Source organism: Pyxidicoccus sp. M6, from assembly GCF_055568925.1.
Map to the genome: position 1 here is coordinate 7,664,904 of NZ_CM145714.1, position 21,910 is coordinate 7,686,813.

Below are 21,910 nucleotides of genomic sequence, written 5' to 3' on the forward strand. Positions count from 1 at the left end.
GCTTAGAGGGCCCAAGGCCCCTTCGCAGCTCCCTGACGAGGACGACCGGAACATGCTTGCTGGCATCGAGGACCCGCAGACCTGGATTGCGTTGCTGACGTTGTGCGCGATGGAAATCGTGCTCGGCATCGACAACGTGGTGTTCATCTCCATTCTCACCTCGCGGCTTCCGGTGGACAGGCGGGACAAGGTGGCGAGGCTGGGCCTGGGGCTCGCGCTGTTCATGCGCGTGGGGCTCCTGTTCACCATCTCGTGGATCATGCGCCTGAAGGAGTCCCTCTTCACGGTGCTGGGCCACGGCGTCTCCGGGAGAGATCTCATCCTGCTCATCGGCGGCCTGTTCCTCATCGCCAAGGCCACCACGGAGATCTACGGCAAGGTGGAGAACGCCGACGAGGAGGACGCGGCCAACGGCAAGTCCGTCAACGTCGGCGCCATCATCGCGCAGATTCTCGCGCTCGATATCGTCTTCTCCCTGGACTCGGTCATCACCGCGGTGGGCATGGTGCCGCCGGAGCAGATCTGGGTGATGGTGACGGCGGTCATCGTCTCCGTCGGGGTGATGATGCTGTTCGCGAAGCCGCTCTCCACCTTCGTGATGGCGCATCCGTCGGTGAAGATTCTCGCGCTGTCCTTCCTCCTGCTCATCGGCGTGCTGCTGGTGGCGGACGGGCTGGGTCAGCACATCCCGAAGGGCTACGTGTACTTCGCCATGGCCTTCTCGCTCGGGGTGGAGCTGGTCAACATGCGCTTCCGCTCGCGCCGCACGCGCCGGGTGCCCTCGGCTCCGGAGCCCAGCGCGAGCGCATGACCTGAGCGGCCCGCCCCGCTGAACGCGGAAACGGCCGCGGTCTCCCTCACGAGGCCGCGGCCCCGCATTCCCGCGCGAATGTTTTCCAGTGACTTCTTCCTTTCTGCAATCCAGTTGAAGCATACGGACAGCCGCGTCCTGGGGCTGAAGCACCGCCGGCCGGCCGCTGTTCCACATCCAAGGGAGAAGCTCCATGCGTTTGCCGTTTTCGGGTCTGCCAGCCGTCTGGCTCGCGTTCGCGTTGATTGGCTGTTCACCTCCACCCCAGGACGAGGGGAAGCCCGTAGCAGCGGGCAACGCCGCGCAGTCGTGTTCCGCCCTGACCGCGCCACAACCGCAGCTCCTTGCGTCCGCGACCTCCGCGCCTTCGGACGGGCTCGCGTACGTCACACTCACCATCACTCCGCGAGACGCGAATGGAGCACCCCTGGGGTCGGGCCTTCACGTCGAAGTGCTGAGCACCGACGGAAATGTCACCTTGGGTGGTCCGGGCACCTCGGCCTGCACCGTCAACGCTCCGTCCGCGACCTGTCTGACGGCGGTGGACTCGGGAGCCGGGAGCTACGTCGTCACCGCGAAGAGCTCGACGGCGCTGGCCGTGCCGACGACCTTCTCCGCCACCGTCACCGATGCGAACGGCACCGCGACGCTGCCGGACACGGCGGACGTCACGTTCGATTCGACCCGGTTCGATGGCGGCCCCGGTTGCAGCGGCACCTGCGGCACCACCATCACCACGGGCAACGTCACCATCACCAGCGCTCACGCCGGAGGCCGGAACCTCTACATCACCGGCGGCACGGTGACGTTCGATGCCACCACGGAGGGACAGACCTTCGGTGACATCTTCATCACCGGCGGCACGGTGACGCATCTGCAGGCCACCAACGCCGCCATGTACAAGCTCGACATCAACACGGGCTCGTGGAACCTCCTCGGCGGCACGGTCAACACCACCAGCAAGGGCTATGGCATGACCTGCTTCGCCAATGGCTCGTGCAGCGGCAACGGGCTGGTCAGCTTCAGCGCCAACGGCGTGCCGTCGTCCGCGCTGGCCGGTAGCACCGAGAAGTACGGCGCCAGCCACGGCGGCATGGGCTCCGGCAACTACCGCATCAACATGACCGCGGCCAGCAACGCCCACTCGGGCAATGCGGGACCGACGTACGGCGACTACCGCGACCCGAAATATCCCGGTGCCACCAACAGCACCTATTCGGGCTTCCATGGAGGCGGAGTCGCGCGCATCACCTCGTCGGGGACCTGCGTGCTGGCCGGCACCGCGTCCATCACCGCGAGCTCTCCTTCCAATGGCGCCGGAGGCTCCATCAACCTCCGCTGCCGGGGCATCACCTCGACGGGGTGGACGGGAACCATCAATGCGGACGGCGGCCCTGGCTCGGGCAACTCCTCCATCCCGGTGGGCGCTGGCGGCGGAGGCCGCATCGCGCTGGTCAGCACCGGTGACGCCGCGACCCTCACCGGCGCTGTGAGCTACCCGCCGACGAATCTCACCGCCCGGGTCCACGCCTTCGGCGGCGCGCCGGCCAACTCCAGCTACGTGATGGGCGCTGGCGGCGCGGGCACCATCTACCTCAAGCACAGCGGCTTGACGTACGGCGACCTCATCGTCGCGAACAACTCGCCCGCGCATTACCAGAACGAGGGCACGACGCGCCTGCCCGCGATTGCCGGCACCGTCACCGCGAACGTCGCCGCGGGCGCCACCCAGCTGCCGGTCTCCATCACCAGTACCAGCCTCAACGCGACCTACTACGAGAACGCCGGCGCGCCGCTGAACAACAACCCCGCGCTCACGCAGAACACGACGCCCTCTTCCTCGGCGGCCTACAACCAGGTGTTCGCGGGCGGCTGGCTGCGGCCCGACATCAGCGCCGGGAGCGGAGCGCTGCTCGACCCTTCCAACCTGGTGAGCGTCACGACCAACGCGGTGGGGAGCCTGACGACCAGCGCCCTCCCCTCCGACGTTCCCGCGGGTGCGGTCTTCCGGAGCGTGGACGTGCTGGACCACCTCGACGTGCTCGGCAACGCGATGCTCGAGACCAACGGCGACATCTACGTCCTGTCGGGCAACACGACCAACTCCGGTGCGGGCACCATGACGGTGAACGGCATGGTGCTCTTCGACACGACGGGCAACCGGACGGGCCGAATCCAGTACGCGGGCGGCTCGGTGAACGTCGTGCAGAGCACCCAGGCAATGCCTCCGGTCGCGGGCGCCACACTCGTCGCGGACAACGTGTCGGTGACGGCGGGCTCGCTCACCGTGCCCTCCATCGTCGCGTCCGGTGACGTGGTGGTGTCCGGCGGCACGCTGACCACCAACTCACTGACGGCGGCGCGCTATTCGCAGACCGCGGGCGTCCTCAGGCACTACCCGCCGATCTTCAAGACGTCGCCGGCCTCGGCGGTGGTGTACGGCCTCAACCTGACGCTCTCGGACACCTTCACACTCACGGGCGGCTCGGTGGATGTCGCGGGGCTGGGCTATCCGATGGCGTGCGACCCCCAGGGCGCGCCGCTGACGGCCTGGGGCTTCGGGGCGAATGGCCCGCTGGCGGCGACGGGCGTGGCGAATGGCTACGGCGCGGGCCACGGCGGCGTCGGCGGTGGGTACGCGGCCGGGGCGGTTCGCGGCATGGCCTACGACGACTATCGGGACCCGAGGTATCCCGGTGGCGCCGCCGCGACCGTGGGCGGCTCACCGGCGTACTTGTCGTTCCTGGCCAACGGGGGCGGTGTCTTCCGCCTCGATGCCGCCGGGGTCTGCACGCTGAGTGGCGGGTCGCTCATCAAGGCCGGCGCCGTGACCACCGGCGCCCAGTATGGAGCCGCGGGTGGCTCGGTCTCCCTGCGCTGCGGAGGTTTCGACACCACGGGCTGGAATGGCTCCATCAATGTCAACGGGGCGAACGCCAAGACCTCGTCATCGACCGGCAACGTGCGCGCGGGCGGAGGCGGCCGGATTGCGCTGGTCAGCTCGGGCGGGGCCTCGAGCTTCATCGGCGCCCTCACCTATCCGCTCCCGACGACCAACGCCCAGGTGCAGGCGCGGGGAGGCACGGGCATCAGCGCCACGTACCCCGACGGTGGCGCGGGCACGGTGTTCCTCAAGCACCGCGACGTGGCGTACGGCCAGCTCATCATCAACAACAACAATCAGACGCACTACGCGGCGGGCGGCCACACCCCGCTCATCTCCATCACGGGAACGGTCAACAGCGCCGTCGCGCCCGGTGACACCACGATGGCGGTGAACATCACCAGCGCGCCGCTCCACGGCTCGGCCGCACTCAACCAGCGCCTCTCCGGCATGTGGCTGCGGCCCGACACCAGCGTGAACAGCGGCAACCTGCCCTCGGACAACCTCGTCACCGTCTCCGGCAACACCTTCGTGAGCACCTCGCAGACCCAGCTCACCATGTCACCGGCCCTGGCCGCGGTGCCGGCGGGCGCGAGCTTCAAGAGCGCCGACCTCTTCGACGTCTACAACGTCGTGGGCGGTGCAGTCGTCCAGACGAACGGCGACATCTACGTCGTCCCGTAGCCCCACCCGTCCCGCTCCGCTTTCCTCTCGTGCGGAGCGGGACGAAGAAGGCCCTGGCACCTGTGTAACCATCGGGGTCTGGGCCTCTTGACGCCAGACGAGGGCGCCCCCGTTGGCCGGCGCTCCCGCACTTCTCAAGCACCTCCCGGCGCCGGGGCCTCGTGCGGCACAGCCAGCGGTAACACCACCGTGAAGACCGAGCCCTCCCCTGGCTTCGACTCGAGATGGATGGTGCCACCCATGGCCTCCACCGCCCGCCGCGCGATGTGGAGCCCCAGCCCGAACCCGCCGAAGTGTCGCACGGACACAGCTCGCTCGAAGCGCCCGAACACGCGCTCCTGGTCCTGCTGAGCAATGCCGATGCCGCGGTCCCTCACCACCAACCGGGCCAGCGCGCCTTCCCGTCGGGCCTCCACATCAATGGACCGTCCCTGGCCGTACTTGAAGGCGTTGGATAGCAGGTTCTCGACCACCTGCTCCATCCGCAGCCGGTCCCATTGCCCGACCACGTCATCCGACAAGCTCAACCGCACCGGGCTCTTGCTGCGCACTCCCTCTCCCGCTTCCTCCAAGCGCGCCACGATCTCCCGCACCAGTGCCGCCAGATCGACGGGTTCCAGCTCCACGTCCAGCCGGCCCTCCTCCAGCCGCGAGATGTCCAGCATCTCGTTGATGAGCCGCGCCATCCGGCCGGCCTGGCGTTCGATGACCGCGAGCTGCTGCTCGAACCACGCGGCTGCCTCCGGGCTCCGGGCCAGCTCCCTGCCGCGCCGACGCAGGACGTGCAATCGGAGCTGCAGCGGCGTCAGTGGGGTCCGCAGCTCGTGCGCGGCAATCGCAAGGAAGTCATCGCGCAGACGCATGGCACGCTGGGATTGTTGGAAGAGCTGAGCATTGTCCACGGCAACCGCGACGCGCCGTCCCAGCATCTCCGCCAGGAGGGTTTCCTGACTGGTGAAGGGGCGGCTCCGTGAGTTTCGGCCGAGCGTGAGAACGCCCGAGAGATGCCCGCGCGCCACCAGCGGCACCAGGAGAAGGGAGTCCGCCCCCAGTGCCCGCAGCATGGAAATGCGACGCAGGTCCATCCCAGGCGGGCTCTCCTCTCCGGAGAGGGTGACCCTGCGCGGCTCGAGCCCTCCTGAAAAGAGCTCTGCCGGAGTGCTGGCGCCTCCCGTCTGCTCCCGCGCTGCAGGTGAGACAGCTTTGGCTGCAGCGTCGTCAGGCATGAGCGCCGCCAGCCGCCACTCTCCAGTCTCATCGAGCAGATCCAGCAGGCAGCAGTCCGCGAGCAGGGGGATGGCCAGCTGTCCCACGCTCTGGAGGGTCGTGCTGAGCTCGAGAGATGAGGCAAGCAGGGTCCCCGCCTCGCTCAAGAACCGGAGCGCCCCCTCGGCCGCTTTTCGCTCCGTGATGTCGGAGCAGGCACTCACCCACTCGAGCAGTTGGCCGGAGGCAGCGAACACCGGCACGCTCCGCGCGAGCATGAAGGTCGTGGAGCCATCGGGATGGAGCAGGCGGAACTCGCACTCATAGGACACACGGCCCTCCAGCGCCCGCCTCCAGTCCGCGAGGAGCTTCTTCTGATCACCGGGATGGATCATCTCGAGCCATGTCCGCGGACGCGCCTGGAGCTCCCCTTCGCTCTTCCCGATAAGCCATTGCTGGTCCGAGGAGACCTCCAGCGGGTTCCCCCCTGGGGGGCTGATCCACACCGCCTTCGAGGATGCCTCTGCCAGAGACCGGAAGCGCTGCTCGCTCTGTTGGATGTACTCGAGCTGCTGCCGCAGCCTGCTGCTGTACTGCCATAGGAGCAGGCAGATGAGGACACCTGGGGCAGTGATGCTCACGAGGAGCAGCCCGTCCATGAGGGCCTCGGAGAACGGGGCGGGTGAGGATCTCAGCACAGCGGCCAGGACCACCAGCACCATGGTGGCCAGCACCGCGAAGAGATAGATCTTCAGGACCCTGCCGCGAGCGTAGGGCAGGACGCAGGCCACACCCACCAGAGCGAGAATGAGATAGGCGGGGTACAGGACTGGAAGGATGAAGGCGAAGAGGCTCGCCAGCACCAGCACCGTGTAGCCCGCTCCGAGTGCCGCGGCATGCAGGCGGCCCTTCAGCGCCAGCTGTCGGATCCCGAGGAGAGGAAGCGACCCGGCGACGATGAGAGCGCCAGCCATGAGTAGCAGGTCGATGCGCCCGAGCAGGAGCCCGCTCACCCCGTAGAAGAGAATGAACAGTGGCCCGCTCAGGAAGGAGACGCGCAGGAAATAAAGCATCTGCTCCTGTTGAGAGCTGAGCCCTGTGGGAGCAGAGGGACGAATGGGCGAAGGAGGCTCGCTCAGTGGTGCGTCACCGCTCCGGCGTGTCCTCGCCCCGAAGCGCATCGGAGTACGTGGCATGCGCCAGGGTTACGCAGCAAGCGCGGCCTCCTCCTCCAACCCCAGGGCACCCTGTCGTCCACCCACCGCCCACGAGCAAACAGCTGTCCATTCCGCGGCAATCGCTGTCATGCCGCGCACATGGCGCCGCGACCTGCGGTGGCGGTTGTGGACGCGGAGCGGGCCGAAGAAGGCCCCGGGACCTGTCGCCAGCGTCCCGGGGCCCTCCCCTCACCTCACGTCACACGCGCGCTTCGGCCTGCGCCGGCTGGAGCGACTCCGGCACCGGCTCGTACGCGCCCAGGCGCATGCTGGCCTGGGCCCGTCCCTGCGTGCGGCTGCGCAGGCTGTTCACGTAGCCGAAGAGGTTGGCCATCGGCACGCGCGCGGAGACCACCCGCACGTTGCCTCGCGCCTCCATCCCCAGCACCCGCCCGCGCCGCGCGGACAGGTCTCCGAGCACGTCACCCAGGTACTCCTCGGGCGTCGTCACCTCCACGTCCATCACCGGCTCCAGCCCCAGCAGCCCCGCGTTCCGTGCCGCCTCCTGAAGCGCCATCGAGCCCGCCACCGCGAACGCCTGCGGCGTGGAGTCCTTCACGTGCGTGTCGCCATCCACCAGCCGCACCTCCACGTCCACCAGGGGTACGCCGTCGCGCACGCCCCGCGCCATGGCGCCGGCCACGCCCTTTTCGACGGCGGGGACCAGCTCCTTGGGAATGTTGCCGCCACGGGTGGCGTCCACGAAGACGAGCCCCGCCCCTCGCGGCGCCGGACCCACGTCCAGCACCACCTTCGCGTACTGCCCGGTCCCGCCGGTCTGGCGGACGTGGCTGTACGCCTGGCGCACCTGGCGCCGGAGCGTGTCGCGGTACGCCACCTTCGGCTGTCCCACGCTTGCCCCCACGCCGTACTCCGTCAGCAACCGAGACACGACCACCTCCAGGTGAAGCTCACCCATGCCGGACAGCAGCACCTGGCCGCTCTCCGGGTCCACGCCCACGCGGAGCGACGGGTCCTCCGCCGCCAGCCGGTGCAGGCCTTCCTCCAGCTTCGTCAGCTCCGCGGGCGAGCGCGCCTCCACGGCGAGCTGCACCACGGGCTCCATGACACCCAGCGACTCCAACACCACCGGAGCCTCCGGGTCCGTCAGCGTGTCGCCCGTGCGCACGCCCTTGAGGCCGAGCGCCGCGCAGATGTCTCCCGCGTGTACCTCCGCCACCTCCTCGCGGCGGTTGGCATGCATGAACATGAGCCGGCCAATCCGCTCCCGCTTCCCCGTGGAGGGGTTGAGCAGGACGGTGCCCGCGCGCAGCGTGCCCGAGTACACGCGCAGGAAGACGATGCCGCCCACGGACTTGTCGTTCATCAGCTTGAAGACAAGGGCCGTCGGAGGACCCGCGTCCGACGCCGGACGGGACACGCGCTCATTCGTGCCGGGGACAAAGCCCTCGACGGCGGCCGGGTCCGACGGCGCGGGGAGGTAGTTGACGATGGCATCCAGCAACATCTGCACTCCCTTCTTCTTGAAGGCGGACCCGCCGAGCACCGGCACCAGCGTCCGCGCGAGGGTGCCCGCGCGCAGCGCGCGCTCCAGGTCCTCCGCCGTCACCTCTTCCAACCGACCGTCCACGAACTTCTCCAGCACCACCGCGTCCACGTCCGCGGCCGCCTCGATGAGCCGCTGCCGGTACACCTCCGCCAGCTCACGCAACTCCGCCGTGAGGGGCTCCTCGCGGTACTCGCCCTCGTCTCCCTCGAAGAAGACGGCCTTCATGCGCACCAGGTCCACGAGGCCGCGGAACTCCGAGCCCTCGCCGATGGGAAGCTGCACGGCCACCGCGCGGGCGCCGAGCCGCTCCTCCATGGACGCGATGCTCATGGCGAAGTCCGCGCCCACCTTGTCCATCTTGTTGAGGAAGGCGATGCGCGGCACGCGGTACTTGTCCGCCTGACGCCACACCGCTTCCGACTGGGGCTCCACGCCCTGGCTGGCGTCGAACACCGCCACCGCGCCGTCGAGGACGCGCAAGCTGCGCTCCACCTCGATGGTGAAGTCCACGTGTCCCGGCGTGTCCAGGATGTTGATGCGGTGGGGCACACCCGCCGCCGTCCCGTGCACGGGCTTCCAGTACGCGGTGGTGGCCGCGGACGTAATGGTGATTCCGCGCTTCTTCTCCTCCGGCATCCAGTCCATCTCCGTGGAGCCGTCATGCACCTCACCCGTGGAGTGGATGCGGCCGGTGAAGAACAGGACGCGCTCGGTGAGCGTCGTCTTGCCCGCGTCGATGTGCGCCATGATGCCGATGTTGCGGTACCGCTCGATGCGAGTGTTGCGAGACATAAAAGACTCCCATTGCCGTCGGGCCGAGAGGCCCGCGGGTGGCGAAAAGACAGACGGCTGGTTGAGATTGAAGGAAGGGCGTCAGCGCGGCCCGGGGACACGCACGCGAGACACGCCGGAGGGGCACGAAGGGCCCGCTCCGGGACGCGTGAGGACACACGAGGGCACCGACAACACGAGGGCGGAGCCGGGACTCAGGGCACGCGGGAACCAGTCAACCCGCGGGCCGGAGCACACCGGTCCGCCAGCTCAAATGTCGAGCAGAACCTCGTTGCGGGGGGCGAGGCACACGTCCGCCGCCGGCGCGAACGTGCGCGCACTCAGCAGGGCGATGTTGGAAACGGGCCTCATGATGCGAATGAGATAAAGCACCCGGGCGGGCTTGTCAACCCGGGGGCCCTGTCTGTCTTTATTCCGGTGCTTACGAGCTCAGCGCACGCACGCGCGCGGCCAGGTTCTGCGTGAACAAGCGGAAGATGCGCAGCGCGGCGGCTTCGTGGGTGTCCAGGTAGTGCTGGAAGCCGGCGCGGGTGATGCGCAGCGCCCGCACGGCCGTGCGCGCCTTCACCTGCGCGGACACGGGTGCGTCCTGCACCAGGGAAATCTCGCCGAGGTACGCGCCGGGCCCCAGCGTGTTGAGGCGCCGCGCGTCCGGCTCCGCGCCGCTGTAGACCTCCACCGTGCCCTCCAGCAGCACGAAGAGGCCCACGCCCTGCGCGCCCTTCTCCAGCAGCACCGCGCCCGCGGGGATGAGCACCTGCCGCGCCACGCGGTAGAGGTCCTTCATGTCCTCCAGCGACAGCTCGCCGAAGATGGGGATGGCCTTCAGGTACCCGTAGCCGTTGGCCTCCGGAGCCGACGCGCTCGCGGGCAGCCGCGCGATGACGGCCTCGGCCTCCGCCTCCATGCCCATGCGGCGCAACAGGCGCGCCTTCTCCGCCGCCAGCGCCGGGTCCGCGCGCGCCGACTCCGAGCCACGCATGGTGTCCGCCAGCAGCGCCAGCGCCCGCCGCGTGAAGCCCTCGCCGTCCAGCAGCTTGCACATGCGCAGCACGGACTCGAGGTGGCGCGGGTCTCCCGCGGGCACGCTGCCCAGGGCCTCCACCTCCGCGTGGGACTGGCCCAATTCGCGGTAGATGGCCGCCGCTTCGTAGGGGCGGCCCAGGCGCACCAGGCACTGCGCCATCGGCTCGCGCGCACCCAGGCCGCGGTACACCTCCAGCGCCCGCTCCAGCGCGCCGCCGCGCTCGAGGGCCGCCGCCGCGCGCTCCACCTGGCCGGCGCGCAGGTACGCCTCCGCGGCCTCCACGTACTGGCCGCCCTGCACGTACAGGTCCGCCACGAGGCCATCCGCGCCGCAGCCGTCCAGCATCCGCGCGGCGCCGGAGAAGTCGCGCGCCTGCCGCATCACCTCCGCCAGCCGCTGGCGCTCCTGGACGGGGGCCTGCGCGGCCTCCTTCTGGAGCCGCTCACGCTGCGCGGAGCTCAGCTCTTCGTAGAGCTGCGCGGCCCGGTCCGGCTCGGCGAGCATCATCAGCGCCTGGAGCGCCTGGAAGGCCCCCTCTCCCACCGCACCGGCACGCGCGCCGCCTTCGTTGAGCATCTCCGCCTCGGACCGTGACATCGCTCGTCCCCCCGATTCCGGGATGTATTGAAACCGTGTTTCAGGAACCAGGAGGTGCCCGGCCCTGACGCCCCGGAAGACAGGCCGAGGCTATATCACCGTGACACACCGTCCGGGCCCGCGACACGGACGGAGGTGTCGGCGCGTGGACGCCCGCCTGCCGTCCCTCACCTCACGGACACCAGCTCCGTGTCGAAGATGAGCACCGACCACGGGGGGATGGCGCCGGACGCCCCTCGCTCGCCGTAGCCGAGCGTCGCGGGGATGACGAGCCGGCGCGAGCCGCCGACCCTCATCCCGGCGATGCCCTCGTCCCACCCCTTGATGACCGCACCCGCGCCCAGCATGAAGGAGATGGGCGGCCCGCCCTCGCTGGTGTCGAACTTCGTGCCGTCGGGCAGGTAGCCCGTGTAGTGCACCTGCACCCGCTTCGACGCCACCGCCTCCGTCCCCGTGCCCACCGGGTCATCCTGGATGTAGAGGCCGCTCGGCAGCAGCGTCATGGCCGACAGGTCCACGTTCAGCGACTCCGCGTACGTCACCTTGGCGGGGTCGGCGGAGTCCGGAACCTGGGTGTCCCCTCCACATCCGAACAGTGGGACGAGCAGGGCACAGAGCAGCAGCGAACGGAGCATGAAGTCCTCGACACGGACGGGGCCGGGAGTCGGCCTCGCGAATGGAGGGAGCCTGCCCCGCCCCGGCACCGCGCGAAAGGGCCGTGTGGCGTGCCTGCCTGCCACCCTGGAATACAGGGGCGCTCCGAGCAGGCGTCCGTTATGCAGGGGCCCTCCATGTCCCGCTGGGTCAGCCTCCTCCTGTTCTTCGTTCCGGTGCTCCTGCTGTTGACGGCCGGGCACGTCTACCTCTACCGCCGGCTGGTCCGCGACGTGACGAAGCGCCGGGGCGTCCGCCTCGCGGCGCAGGCGCTCTTCGCGGTGGGCTTCGCCGGAGCGCTGGGCGCGCGGGCCCTGGGCGCCGTGCTCCCGTCGGACGCGTTCCGCGGGGTGGGCATCGCCTTCCTGCTGTGGACGGGGCTCGTCCTCTACCTGCTCATGTTCGTCCTCGCGGCGGACGGGCTGCGCGCGCTGGCGCGGTGGCGGGCGCGGCGCAAGGCCCAGGGGACACCGGCGGCACCGACGCCCTCGGAGCCCGCGTCCCCGGAGCGCCGGGCGCTGCTGGGCCGGGGGCTGGCGCTGGGAGCGGGCCTGGCGGGCACGGCCGTCAGCGGCTACGGCACCTGGCGCGCCTTCCATCCGCCCGAGGTGCGGGACATCCCCGTGCGCCTGCCCGGGCTGCCGAAGGCGCTGGAGGGCTTCACGCTGGTGCAGCTCACGGACATCCACGTCGGCGGCATCCTTCAGCGCCGCTTCGTGGACGAGCTGGTGTCGCGCACCAACGCGCTGAAGCCGGACCTCATCGCGATGACGGGCGACCTGGTCGACGGCTCCGTGGAGGCGCTGGGCCCCTTCGTCGCGGGCTTCGGCGCGCTGCGTGCCCGGCACGGGACCTTCTTCGTCACCGGCAACCACGACTACTACTCGGGCGTGGACGAGTGGGTGGCCTTCGTGAAGGGGCTGGGCATCCAGGTGCTGCGCAACCGCTCGGTGGTGATTGGCGACGGCGCGGCGTCCTTCCAGCTCGCGGGCGTGGACGACTGGAGCGCGGAGCGGTTCGGCGAGCCCGGGTATGATTTGGACGCGGCGCTGAGGGACGTGCGGCCGGACCGCGCGTCGGTGCTGCTGGCGCACCAGCCCTCCAACTTCGACGAGGTCGCGAAGCGCGGCGTGGGGCTCCAGCTTTCGGGGCACACCCACGGCGGGCAGATGTTCCCCGGCACGGTGATGGGCGGCCTCATCTGGGGAGACCGCAACGCCGGGCTGAGCCGGACGGAGGCCTCGCAGCTCTATGTCAGCCGGGGCTGCGGCTTCGTGGGCCCGCCCATGCGTGTGGGTGCGCCGTCGGAAATCGCACGGATTGTGCTGCTGCCCGGGTAGTCTCCGCCCCACGAGGCCGCTCGTCCGCCCTCCGGCCTGGAGGGGCACCGTTCCCTGAATCCACCCGTGTTTCCGCCGATTTGGCGCGAGCCGCGGGGCGGAGAGGGCCTCCGGAAACACTTTTCGGGCTGGCCCGTACGGGGGAGTCGGGAGATGGGGAGTCCAACGGACGAAGAGCTGATGGAACGGTTTCGCGACGGCGCGCAGGATGCATTCGAGGTCCTCTTCTCCCGGCACTCCGGTCGGGTGCAGGGTTTCCTCGCGCGCATGGTGCGCAGCGGCCCGCTCGCGGAGGACCTCTTGCAGGCCACGTTCCTCTCCGTCATCCGCTCACGCGGACGCTACGAGCCCGGCACCCGCTTCCTGCCGTGGCTGATGACCATCGCCGCCAATGCCGCGCGGGATGCGCTGCGGCACCAGCGCCACGTGGATGCGTATGCCTCGCACGAGGACACGTCCGCGCCCACCTCGGCGCAGCCTCCGTCCGGCGACCCGAGCATGCGCCGGCACCTGCTGGACGCGCTCCAGCAGCTCCACCCGGACCACCGCGAGGCGGTGATTCTCAGCAAGGTGGAGGGCTGGTCCTTCGAGGAGATTGCCGCGCTGCGAGGCATCAGCGCGGGGGCGGCGCGCCTGCGGGCGCACCGGGGTTATGAGCGACTGCGGGAGCTGCTGGGCTCCCTGGAGGAGGCGCGATGAGCCCGCCCCTCGACCTCGACTCGCTCCTCTCCGAGGAGCCCGCGAAGGATTCGGCCGCGGCCTCGCGGGTCCTCGCGGCCGCGCGCGGCGAGCTGGCGCAGGCCCGGCCCTCGCGGAGCTGGCGCACGCATGCGGCCTGGGTGGTGGCGGCCTCGGGCGGACTGTCGCTCCTGGTCGCGGCGGTGCTGCTGGCCCTGGGCGTCACCTCGGGGGCGCTGCTGCTGAGCCGTGCGCACCTGCTCGTGCTGCTGCTGGGCACGAGCGCCATGTGCGCGTGGGGCGCGCTGTCGCCTCGCGGGCGCGTGCTGCGGCGCGTGGGCGTGGTGCTGTCCATGCTGACGGCGGCCGTGCTGGTGCTGGCGCGGGACACGCCGCACGCCGTCTCCACCGTGCCGGAGTGGGTGTGCACGGCGAGCCACCTCGCGGTGGGCGCGGTGCCGCTGGTGGTGGCGCTGCTCGTCCTGCGCACCGCCGTCTTTCAACCGATGCGGGCCCTGTGCGCGGGCCTCGCGGTGGGGACGACGGGCGCCTTCCTCGGCGAGCTCGCGTGCGAGCGCGGCTGGCGTCACGTCGCCGGCTACCACCTGCTGGCGTGGGGACTCATCGTCGTTGCGTCGCTGGTCATCTCCAAGTCGCTCAAACCCCGTTCCTATGCGCCATGAACCAGGACCCCTCTCTCATCATCTGCAGTGACGTGGACGGCGCGCCGGTGCGGATTGGCGAGACCGTGAAGGTCGTGAGCCGCTCGGCGGATGGCACCATCAGCCAGCGCTTCCTCGGGCGCACGGGCCTGGTGGTGGGGCTGGTGTACGACGACCCGCCGAGTCAGTACCCCGATGACCCGCTCATCCAGGTCCACGTGGAGGGGTTGGGCGAGGACCTCTTCTTCCCCGAGGAGCTGGACCTGGCGCCCGAGTGGGCCCGCAACCGCATCGCCCAGCACCGGCAGGCCACGCGCGACGTGAGCCGGTCCGCTCCGGACCGCATGCCGTGACGTGAAACGCCGCCCTCGCTGAACTTCCAGAATCACAAGCCCGCGCCTCCGACGTCGAGAAGGAAAGGAGGCAGCGATGGAAGAGTCAGGCGAATGGATTGTCGGCAACCACCAGCTCCGCTTCGAGCCGCCCGACGTCCATTGGGCCATCGTCCGTGGCTGGATTACCCAGGCTGACGGTGAGAAGTGGGTGGAGCTCCTCAACGGGATGACCTCCACCGGCCCCGTGTATTGCGTGGTGCAGATGACGCCGATGCCGGGCTTCCCCCAACCGCGCCTGTCCCAGGAGGCCCGCCAGCACCTCGCGAAGCACGCCAGCTCCGACTGGTTCAAGGCCATGGTCTACATCGGCGGTGGCCTGCTCCAGCACATCACCGCCAAGGGGCTCACGGTGGCCATGCTGCTGTCGGGCAAGAAGCGCTTCGACGTGCAGTTCGTCAAGGACGAGCACGAAGCGCGGCAATGGATTACAGAGCACCGCAAGCGAGCGCGGCGCTGACACGAAGCGACTGCGATTCGCATCCACTGCCACGTCTGGCTTGTCAATACCTCCGCGCGGCGAGTGTGCCTCGACAAAGAATCGCATATCCCCCGAGCTCCACACCCTGGAGGGGGGAACATGCGCGCATGGATTTGGGTGGCAGCACTCGCCTTCTGTCTCGGAGGCTGCCCGTCATCGAACGAGGACGACCCGGATGATGGCCCTTCGCCATCCCGCGATGCGGGGACGTCCACGGAAGTAGATGGCGGCCAGACCTCGCGGGATGCAGGCACCCTGGCATGCGGCGGAGTCCCGACGGAGGGACGCTGCGCCTCGTCCACGCGCATCGAGGCCTGCATCACTCCAACGGGCGCATCGATTCCGTCCGTCTATCAGTATGACTGCCGTCAGGGTGAGAGCTGCGCGGTGCGGGCTGGCCGCGCCGAGTGCGTCCTGACGGCGGCGTGCCGCGAGGGCGAGAGCCAGTGCAGCGGCACCGGCGTGCTGCAGACGTGCACGGGCGGGGCCTGGGCGACCACGGCATGCGCTGGCGGATGCAAGGCCAGCGTCCTGGGCAGCTTCTGCGCTCCGGCGATACCGAAGAAGGTGCTCAGCGCAAAGGTGACCTACGAGGCGCGGAGTCCGAATGCTTCGCTGACGGATTGGGGCTCGGTCTTCGTGGCCAATGGCGTCAGCCTCCTGGTCCTCTCCTACTCCGGCGACCAACTCCTGGATGTCGCCGTGACGAATGGGACCGGCGGCTTCTCCATCGACGTTCCCCAGACCCCGACGAGCACGGACTTCGTCGCCGTGGCGCTGGCCGCGAGCGATGGAGCGGACGGGCTCGCGTTCGCGGTGGTGGCCCCGGGCTTCCCGGCACCAGGGATTCAGGACATCGCAGCCCAGAAGCCCAATCCGAGACTCTGGTCCTACGGGTTCCTCACATCCTCGCTTGGCGCGTCCTCCACCCTCAGAATCACGGAAGCAATGGGCTCGGGCGCGGTCCGCGTCTACGACTACCTCCGCTACGCCCATGCGGTGACCCTGCAGCGCTTCGCGGGACGTCCGGGCCTGCCGCTCGTCATCTGGCTGGGGTATGGCACGAGCTGGTCGTGTGGCGCCTGCTTCGCGCCCGTGCCCACGCGCGTCTTCGGGCTCCCCTTCCTCGCGCAGATGTGGATTCCGGCCGATGCGAATCAGAGCTTCTGGGCGGACTCCGTCACGGGGCATGAGCTGGGTCACTGGACGATGGCCAGCTACGGAACCAGTCCCAATGAAGGTGGCTTCCACATGCTCGGCAATCCCACCTTCCCCGGCCAGGCCTGGTCCGAGGGCTACGCCACGTGGTTCAGCTCCAACCTCCGTAACGACAGCTATTACGTCGACAAGCAGAACGGAGCGATGTTCTGGTTGAACATCGACGCTCGGGACTATCAGGGCAACACGCCCTGGACGCGTCCCTCTCCGAGTCTCGGGCTCATCCAGCTCATGGATGAGAACGAAGTCTCCGCCATCGTCTGGCGGCTGTCCCGCGGCCGTACCTGGGGCACCGCCGCCGTCGACCGGGCCCTGGTCTCGCGGCAGCTCAACACGCCGCCCTTCACCCGTGGCTACACCCGGCATGTCTGGGAGGTGAACAGGGACACCGGCCAGTACATGAACGTGCAGGACACGGGCCTTCCCCGCCCCATGCTGGCCGACTTCCTGGATGCGGTGAGATGCGAAGGGTATCCGGCGCAGGCCGTGGACACCGCGACGGAGCCCACGACCGCGTATCCGTATCCCAGCAACGCACCTCTGTGCTCCACCTCGAGCTGCAGCAGGACCTGTGGAGGATGCTGCATGGCCGGAAGCTGCCAGCCCGGAAACACGGTCTCGGCCTGCGGCACGGGCGGCAACGCCTGCGAGGCCTGTGCCCCTGGATATGTCTGCAGCGCGGGTACCTGCCGTCCAGGATGAGCACCGAAGGCGGATTGCAACAGCGTGCCACGCCCGCTTGTCATTGAACCCCAACCCGATTCGAGAACGCGATGATTCGCACTATTTCCCAAACCGTATTGGTCGTGACGCTTCTGGTGACGACAGGCTGCCATCACGCCGACAACAGGGCTGCCACCCCCTACGCGAATGCAGAACAAGGCAGCCCCTCCACGGAGGCGACACAGGAGCAGACTCCCACGCGCCAGGATGGGCCACGGGCGCCCGCAGTCGTGCGCTGGGTCCGGCTGGAGCAGAGTGACTCGCGGCTCAAGCTCCGCGCCGAGGTCCTGAAGCAATCACCCTTCACGGCCCCCCTGGCCGTTCAGGTGCAGGTGCCTACAGGGGTACGACTGGTGGCCGGCTCGGACGCGTGGGAGGTCCCCGCGGATGCGCCACAGGGCGTCCATGCTCGTGAGTTGGCGTTCACCATCGACAGGGCTCCGAGCGACCCCATCCAGTTGACCGCACATGCCCAGGGCGCAGGCTTCGGAGTGCATGCGACAGACGCGTTTCGCGTCACCGGAAGCGACAAGTCGTCGTTGCGCGAGGCCGAGAGTCAAGGGCCCATGCCTCGGCCGGTCGGCCCGCCGGTCAAGGTAGGCAACACGGACTTCGGCAATACCGTCCCGAGTCCCTGACCACGGTTGACAGATGAGTGCCCCCGGATGGCATCCCGGGGGCACGGGGTCTGGAAGTCGAGCCGACTCCCCCGGTAGCGTGCGGGCAGGGCCCTCGGGCCCGGGACGTGGGGAGGTACGCGGATGAGCGACGAGGCGCGGAGCGGGCACGGCCAGCCCCCTCCACCGGACGAGGACCCCTCGGCCCCCACCTTCGTCCCCTCCTCTTCCGCTTCCTCCGACGAGGCCAACACGGCGACGTGGTCCTCGTCCTCCGCGAAGCGGGACGCCGCGAACGCCATGCCGGAGCCCGGCCACGTGCTGACCGGCCGCTACACGGTGCTGGAGCAGGTGGGCCAGGGCGGCATGGGCATGGTGCTGGCCGCGTACGACTCGCGGTTGGACCGGCGCGTGGCCCTCAAGCTGCTGCGCTACCGGAGCGCGTCGCCCGGCGGCACGGCCGGCGAGGCCCGGCTGGTGCGCGAGGCGCAAGCCATGGCCCGCCTGTCTCACCCGAACGTGGTGGCGGTGTACGACGCGGGCTCGCTGGAGGATGGCTCCGTCTTCCTGGCGATGGAGTTCGTGGAGGGACAGACGCTGCGCGGCTGGCAGGAGTCGCAACCCCGCCCGTGGCGCGAGCTGCTGTCCGTGTTCATCGCCGCGGGCCGGGGGCTCGCGGCGGCGCACGAGGCGGGCCTCATCCACCGGGACTTCAAGCCCGACAACGTGCTGGTGGGCCGCGATGGACGCGTGCGCGTGACGGACTTCGGGCTCGCGCGCTCGGGGACCACGGGCGCCGTCGAGGTCGCTCCGTCCGTTTCCCTGAGCGCGGACACGTCGCTGAGCAGCTCGCTCACCGTGCCCGGCGCGCTGATGGGCACGCCCTTCTACATGGCGCCCGAGCTGCTGGAGGGCCAGGCCGCCCATGTCCGCAGTGATTCGTATGCCTTCTGCGTGGCGCTGTACCACGCGCTCTACGGGCAGCCGCCCTTCACGGGCCAGAGCCTGTCGGAGCTCTTGCGCTCGCGGCGCGCGGGGCCGGCGGCGCCTCCGGCGCGCACGGAGGTCCCCGCCTGGGTGACGCGCGCCGTGCTGCGCGGGCTGAGCCCCACTCCGGAGGACCGGCCCGCCTCCATGGCGGAGCTGCTCACGGCGCTGGAGGATGACCCGGAGGCGCGGCGCCGCGTGCTGCGCCGGAACGTGGCGCTCGCGGCGGCGGGCGTGCTGCTCGTGGGGCTCGCCGTGGGCGGTGTGTCCCTCCAGCGCGCACGGGAGCCGGGCTGCGGAGGCCAGGAGACGCGGCTCGCGGGCATCTGGGATGCGGACATGCGCGAGCGCGTCCGGAAGGCGCTCACGAGCACCGGCGCGCCGCATGCCGCGGATACCGCCGAGCGCGTGGGCTCGGCGCTGGACAGGTACGCGGAGCGCTGGGCCCGGGGGAGCACCGAGGCCTGCGAGGCCGCGCACGCGGAGACCGTGGGCCCGCTGCGCCTCCTGCAGCTTCGCGAGTCCTGCCTGGAGCGCCGGCGCACCCGCCTTCGCGCGACGACGGAGCTGCTGGCGACGCAGGCAGACCGGGCGCTGCTGGACAAGGCCGTGCAGGCCGTTCAGTCGCTGCCTCCCGTGGAGGACTGCGCGGATGTCCGCGCGCTCACGGCGGCCGTGCCTCCGCCCGAGGACCCGGCGGTCCGCGCGAAGGTGGACGCCCTGCAGGAGCGGGTGGACCGCGTGGACGCGCAGCTCGGCACGGGCCAGTTCAAGCAGGGCCTGGCCGCGGCCGAGCCGCTGCTCGCGGAGGTGAAGGGGGTGGGCCATGCGCCGCTGCTCGCGCAGGTCCTCTACCTGGTGGCGCGCCTGCGAGATGGCGCGGGCGACTACGCGGGCGAGGAGGCACCGACGCGCGAGGCCCTGGCCGCGGCCGCGCGAGGACATGACACCGCGCTCATGACGCGCGCGCTGAGCCACCTGGCCTTCGTGCTGAGCAAGCGGCTCTCCCGTCATCAGGAGGCGCTGGCCCTTCAACCGGCGCTGGACGCGCTGGCGGAGGCCTCGGAGGACGACGCGGTGCGCGCGTATACGCACGGCATCCTGGGCAACGTGCTGCTGGAGCTGGGGCGCTACGAGGAGTCGCGCGCTCGGCACGAGGAATCGCTCACCCTGCGAATGAAGGTCTTCGGACCCGAGCACCCCTCCGTCGCCGAGGCCATCGCGAGCCTCGGCCGGGTGTCGTGGTGGATGGGACAGAACGAGGACGCCCTACAGAAGGCCGAGCGCGCGCTGGCGCTCCGGCAGAAGGTGCTCGGCCCCAATCACCCGGACACGCTCCAGTCGCTGACGAACGTGGGCGCGGTGCTCAAGGAGCTGGGACGGAACGAGGAGGCGCTCGAGAAGTTCGAGCGAATCGTCGCGCTCGACGAGAAGCTCCTCGGCGTCGACCATCCTGCCTTCGCCACCGCGCTCAGCAACCTGAGCATCGCGCAGTACGACGTGGGCAGATACGAGGCCGCGGTGAAGTCGGCGGGGCGGGCGCTGGAGCTGCGGAAGAAGGTGCTCGGCCCCGACAGCCCCGAGCTGGCCAGCACGCTCCTCAACCTGGGCAGCTCGCTGGCGCAGCTCGGACGCGGAGAGGAGGCCCGCGTGCTGCAGGAGCGCGCGCTGGCGATGTGGGAGAAGGAGCTGGGCCCCGAGCACGCGATGGTGACCACCGCGCTCACGGGGTTGGGAATCACGCTGGTCAAGCTGAAGCGCTACCCGGAGGCGGAGGCGCGCTTCAGTCGTGCACTGAGCGTCATGGAGAAGGCGCTGGGGAAGGAGCACCCGAGCCTGGCCTACAATCTGGTGGGGCTCGGTGACGCGTGGCTGGGACGGGGCAGGCCGGACCGGGCGATGCCGCTCCTCCAACGCGCGCTGAAGCTCGCACCGCCAGCGGCTCGCGCCGAGGTGCACTTCGCGTTGGCCCGGGCCACGTGGGAGCTCGGCGGGGAGGAGCGCTCCCGCGCGGTGGAGTTGGCGGGTGAAGCCCGGGAGGAGTGGCTGCGCAACCACCACCCGAATGCCGAAGAGGCGTCGCAGTGGCTTGCGGCGCACGGCACGAAGTAGGGCCCGCGGCGAGATGTGAAGCAGGCGGCACTCCCCTGCCCTCCGGTGTCGCTTCCCCGGGCGGTGCGGCTCTCTACCCTTGGGGGACCTCGAATCCGTAGCGCGGAGGACGCCGCACGACATGCCGCGCGAGTTCGCCATCACCGCCCCGTCCCCCACGCTCTCACTTGGCGCCGACGGGCGCGGCGAGGTGGCCTTCACCGTCTCGAATGTCTCCGGGCTCGCGCTGCGGGCCGTGGCGCGGTTCGCCCCCGAAGCACCGCTGAAGCCCGAGTGGCTGAGCGTCCGGGGCGCGGACCATCGCGACATGCCGTCGGGAGCGACGGAGGTCTTCACGGTGGACCTCCACGTGCCACCGGGCGCGCCACCGGGGCCATACACGTTCCGGCTGGTGGTGTCGGACCAGGACCAGCCCGACGAGCGCTTCGCGGAGGGCCCCGCCATCGCCGTGTCGGTGAGCCCCGCGCCGCTGCCCGCGAAGAAGTTTCCCTGGTGGTGGCTCGTGGTGGGTGGGCTCGTCATCATCGGTGGCACGGTGGCGTTGATCCTCGGCCTGCGCGGGGACGATGCCGCCGAGCCCGGCACGTGCCCGGCCGGACAGGTGACGTGCGGAGACAGGTGCATCGACACGAGGACCGACGCACAGAACTGCGGCGCTTGCGGGACGGTGTGCGGTCCCTCGGAAGTCTGCGAGGGCGGACGCTGCGAGTGTTCTGGGGAACTGGAGCGCTGCGGAAACGTCTGCATCGACACGCGGCAGAACGACCGGAACTGTGGGGCCTGCGGCACCGCGTGCGGTCGGGGGCAGTTCTGCAGGGACGGCCGCTGCCAATGCCCGTCGGGCGTGGAGTCGTGTGGCGACCGCTGCGTGGACACGCGGACGGACGCGCAGCACTGCGGCGCCTGCGATAGACGGTGTGTCACGGGACAGGTCTGCACGAATGGCCGCTGTGCCTGCACCGGGACGCTGGCGCTCTGCGGAAGCCAGTGCGTGGACGCGAAGACGGACGAGCAGAACTGCGGCGCCTGTGGCACGCGCTGCGGGTCGACACAGCAGTGCGTGGCAGGCAGGTGTCAGTGCAACCCGGGCCTGACGCTGTGCGGGAGCGCGTGTGTCAACGTGCAGCTCGACAGCCGCAACTGCGGGCGCTGCGGTGTGGCCTGTGCCTCGGGCAAGACGTGCAAGAGTGGCGCGTGTGTCACCAGCATCACTCCCGCGTGCGGGCTCGGGCAGATACTGTGCCCGTGCACGGGGACGTGCCTGCTGACCGCGACGTGCTCGAAGCTGTGCGCTTCGGGAGTGCAGCCGAAGTGAGCG

At 70.0% G+C, this 21,910-nt stretch carries 15 protein-coding genes; 11 read left to right on the forward strand and 4 right to left on the reverse strand.

Annotated elements, in window-relative coordinates; genetic code table 11:
• Positions 1–52 precede the first annotated feature (52 nt).
• Positions 53–811: a TerC family protein gene (locus ACVTJA_RS30145; RefSeq protein WP_465824909.1), complete on the forward strand. Its 759-nt coding sequence runs from the start codon at positions 53–55 to the stop codon at positions 809–811.
• Positions 812–1,289: 478 nt separating this feature from the next.
• Positions 1,290–4,379, forward strand: a complete 3,090-nt coding sequence (locus ACVTJA_RS30150) for a beta strand repeat-containing protein (RefSeq protein ID WP_465824910.1) — start codon at positions 1,290–1,292, stop codon at positions 4,377–4,379.
• 134 nt (positions 4,380–4,513) lie between these two features.
• Here the strand turns inward: ACVTJA_RS30150 and ACVTJA_RS30155 are convergent, their stop codons facing one another.
• The 4 genes from ACVTJA_RS30155 to ACVTJA_RS30170 form a co-directional block, all read right to left on the reverse strand.
• Entirely contained in the window at positions 4,514–6,658 is a 2,145-nt protein-coding gene (locus ACVTJA_RS30155; RefSeq protein WP_465824913.1) for a sensor histidine kinase, read from the reverse strand.
• A gap of 343 nt (positions 6,659–7,001) precedes the next feature.
• A complete protein-coding gene (fusA, locus tag ACVTJA_RS30160) occupies positions 7,002–9,104 on the reverse strand; it encodes an elongation factor G (protein WP_465824915.1) in 2,103 nt (700 codons plus the stop codon).
• A gap of 421 nt (positions 9,105–9,525) precedes the next feature.
• Positions 9,526–10,728, reverse strand: a complete 1,203-nt coding sequence (locus ACVTJA_RS30165) for a cyclic nucleotide-binding domain-containing protein (RefSeq protein WP_465824916.1) — start codon at positions 10,726–10,728, stop codon at positions 9,526–9,528.
• Between the two features lie 167 nt (positions 10,729–10,895).
• On the reverse strand, positions 10,896–11,363 hold the full coding sequence (locus tag ACVTJA_RS30170; RefSeq protein ID WP_465824917.1) for an FKBP-type peptidyl-prolyl cis-trans isomerase: 468 nt from the start codon (positions 11,361–11,363) through the stop codon (positions 10,896–10,898).
• 156 nt (positions 11,364–11,519) lie between these two features.
• Between ACVTJA_RS30170 and ACVTJA_RS30175 the strand changes: the two genes are divergently transcribed.
• From ACVTJA_RS30175 to ACVTJA_RS30215, 9 genes are all read left to right on the forward strand, one after another.
• Positions 11,520–12,722: a metallophosphoesterase gene (locus ACVTJA_RS30175; protein ID WP_465824919.1), complete on the forward strand. Its 1,203-nt coding sequence runs from the start codon at positions 11,520–11,522 to the stop codon at positions 12,720–12,722.
• 153 nt (positions 12,723–12,875) lie between these two features.
• Entirely contained in the window at positions 12,876–13,421 is a 546-nt protein-coding gene (locus ACVTJA_RS30180; protein WP_465824921.1) for an RNA polymerase sigma factor, read from the forward strand.
• The gene (locus ACVTJA_RS30185) at positions 13,418–14,083 is read left to right on the forward strand and encodes a DUF1109 domain-containing protein (RefSeq protein ID WP_465824922.1); all 666 of its coding nucleotides are present in this window, start codon (positions 13,418–13,420) and stop codon (positions 14,081–14,083) included. The genes ACVTJA_RS30180 and ACVTJA_RS30185 overlap by 4 nt, the downstream gene beginning before the upstream one ends.
• Positions 14,080–14,415 carry a Carotenogenesis protein CarS gene (locus tag ACVTJA_RS30190; RefSeq protein WP_465824924.1) on the forward strand — a complete coding sequence of 112 codons (336 nt, stop codon included), beginning with the start codon at positions 14,080–14,082 and terminating at the stop codon, positions 14,413–14,415. Before ACVTJA_RS30185 ends, ACVTJA_RS30190 begins: the two co-directional genes overlap by 4 nt.
• Positions 14,416–14,491: 76 nt before the next feature.
• Positions 14,492–14,914 (forward strand): hypothetical protein, encoded by a 423-nt coding sequence (locus tag ACVTJA_RS30195; protein WP_465824926.1) that lies wholly within the window; start codon positions 14,492–14,494, stop codon positions 14,912–14,914.
• A gap of 120 nt (positions 14,915–15,034) precedes the next feature.
• Positions 15,035–16,855: a hypothetical protein gene (locus ACVTJA_RS30200; RefSeq protein ID WP_465824927.1), complete on the forward strand. Its 1,821-nt coding sequence runs from the start codon at positions 15,035–15,037 to the stop codon at positions 16,853–16,855.
• A gap of 71 nt (positions 16,856–16,926) precedes the next feature.
• The gene (locus tag ACVTJA_RS30205; protein WP_465824929.1) at positions 16,927–17,514 is read left to right on the forward strand and encodes a hypothetical protein; all 588 of its coding nucleotides are present in this window, start codon (positions 16,927–16,929) and stop codon (positions 17,512–17,514) included.
• 123 nt (positions 17,515–17,637) lie between these two features.
• Positions 17,638–20,592: a tetratricopeptide repeat protein gene (locus ACVTJA_RS30210; RefSeq protein WP_465824931.1), complete on the forward strand. Its 2,955-nt coding sequence runs from the start codon at positions 17,638–17,640 to the stop codon at positions 20,590–20,592.
• Between the two features lie 121 nt (positions 20,593–20,713).
• Positions 20,714–21,907: an MXAN_6577-like cysteine-rich protein gene (locus ACVTJA_RS30215; protein WP_465824933.1), complete on the forward strand. Its 1,194-nt coding sequence runs from the start codon at positions 20,714–20,716 to the stop codon at positions 21,905–21,907.
• Positions 21,908–21,910 lie beyond the last annotated feature (3 nt).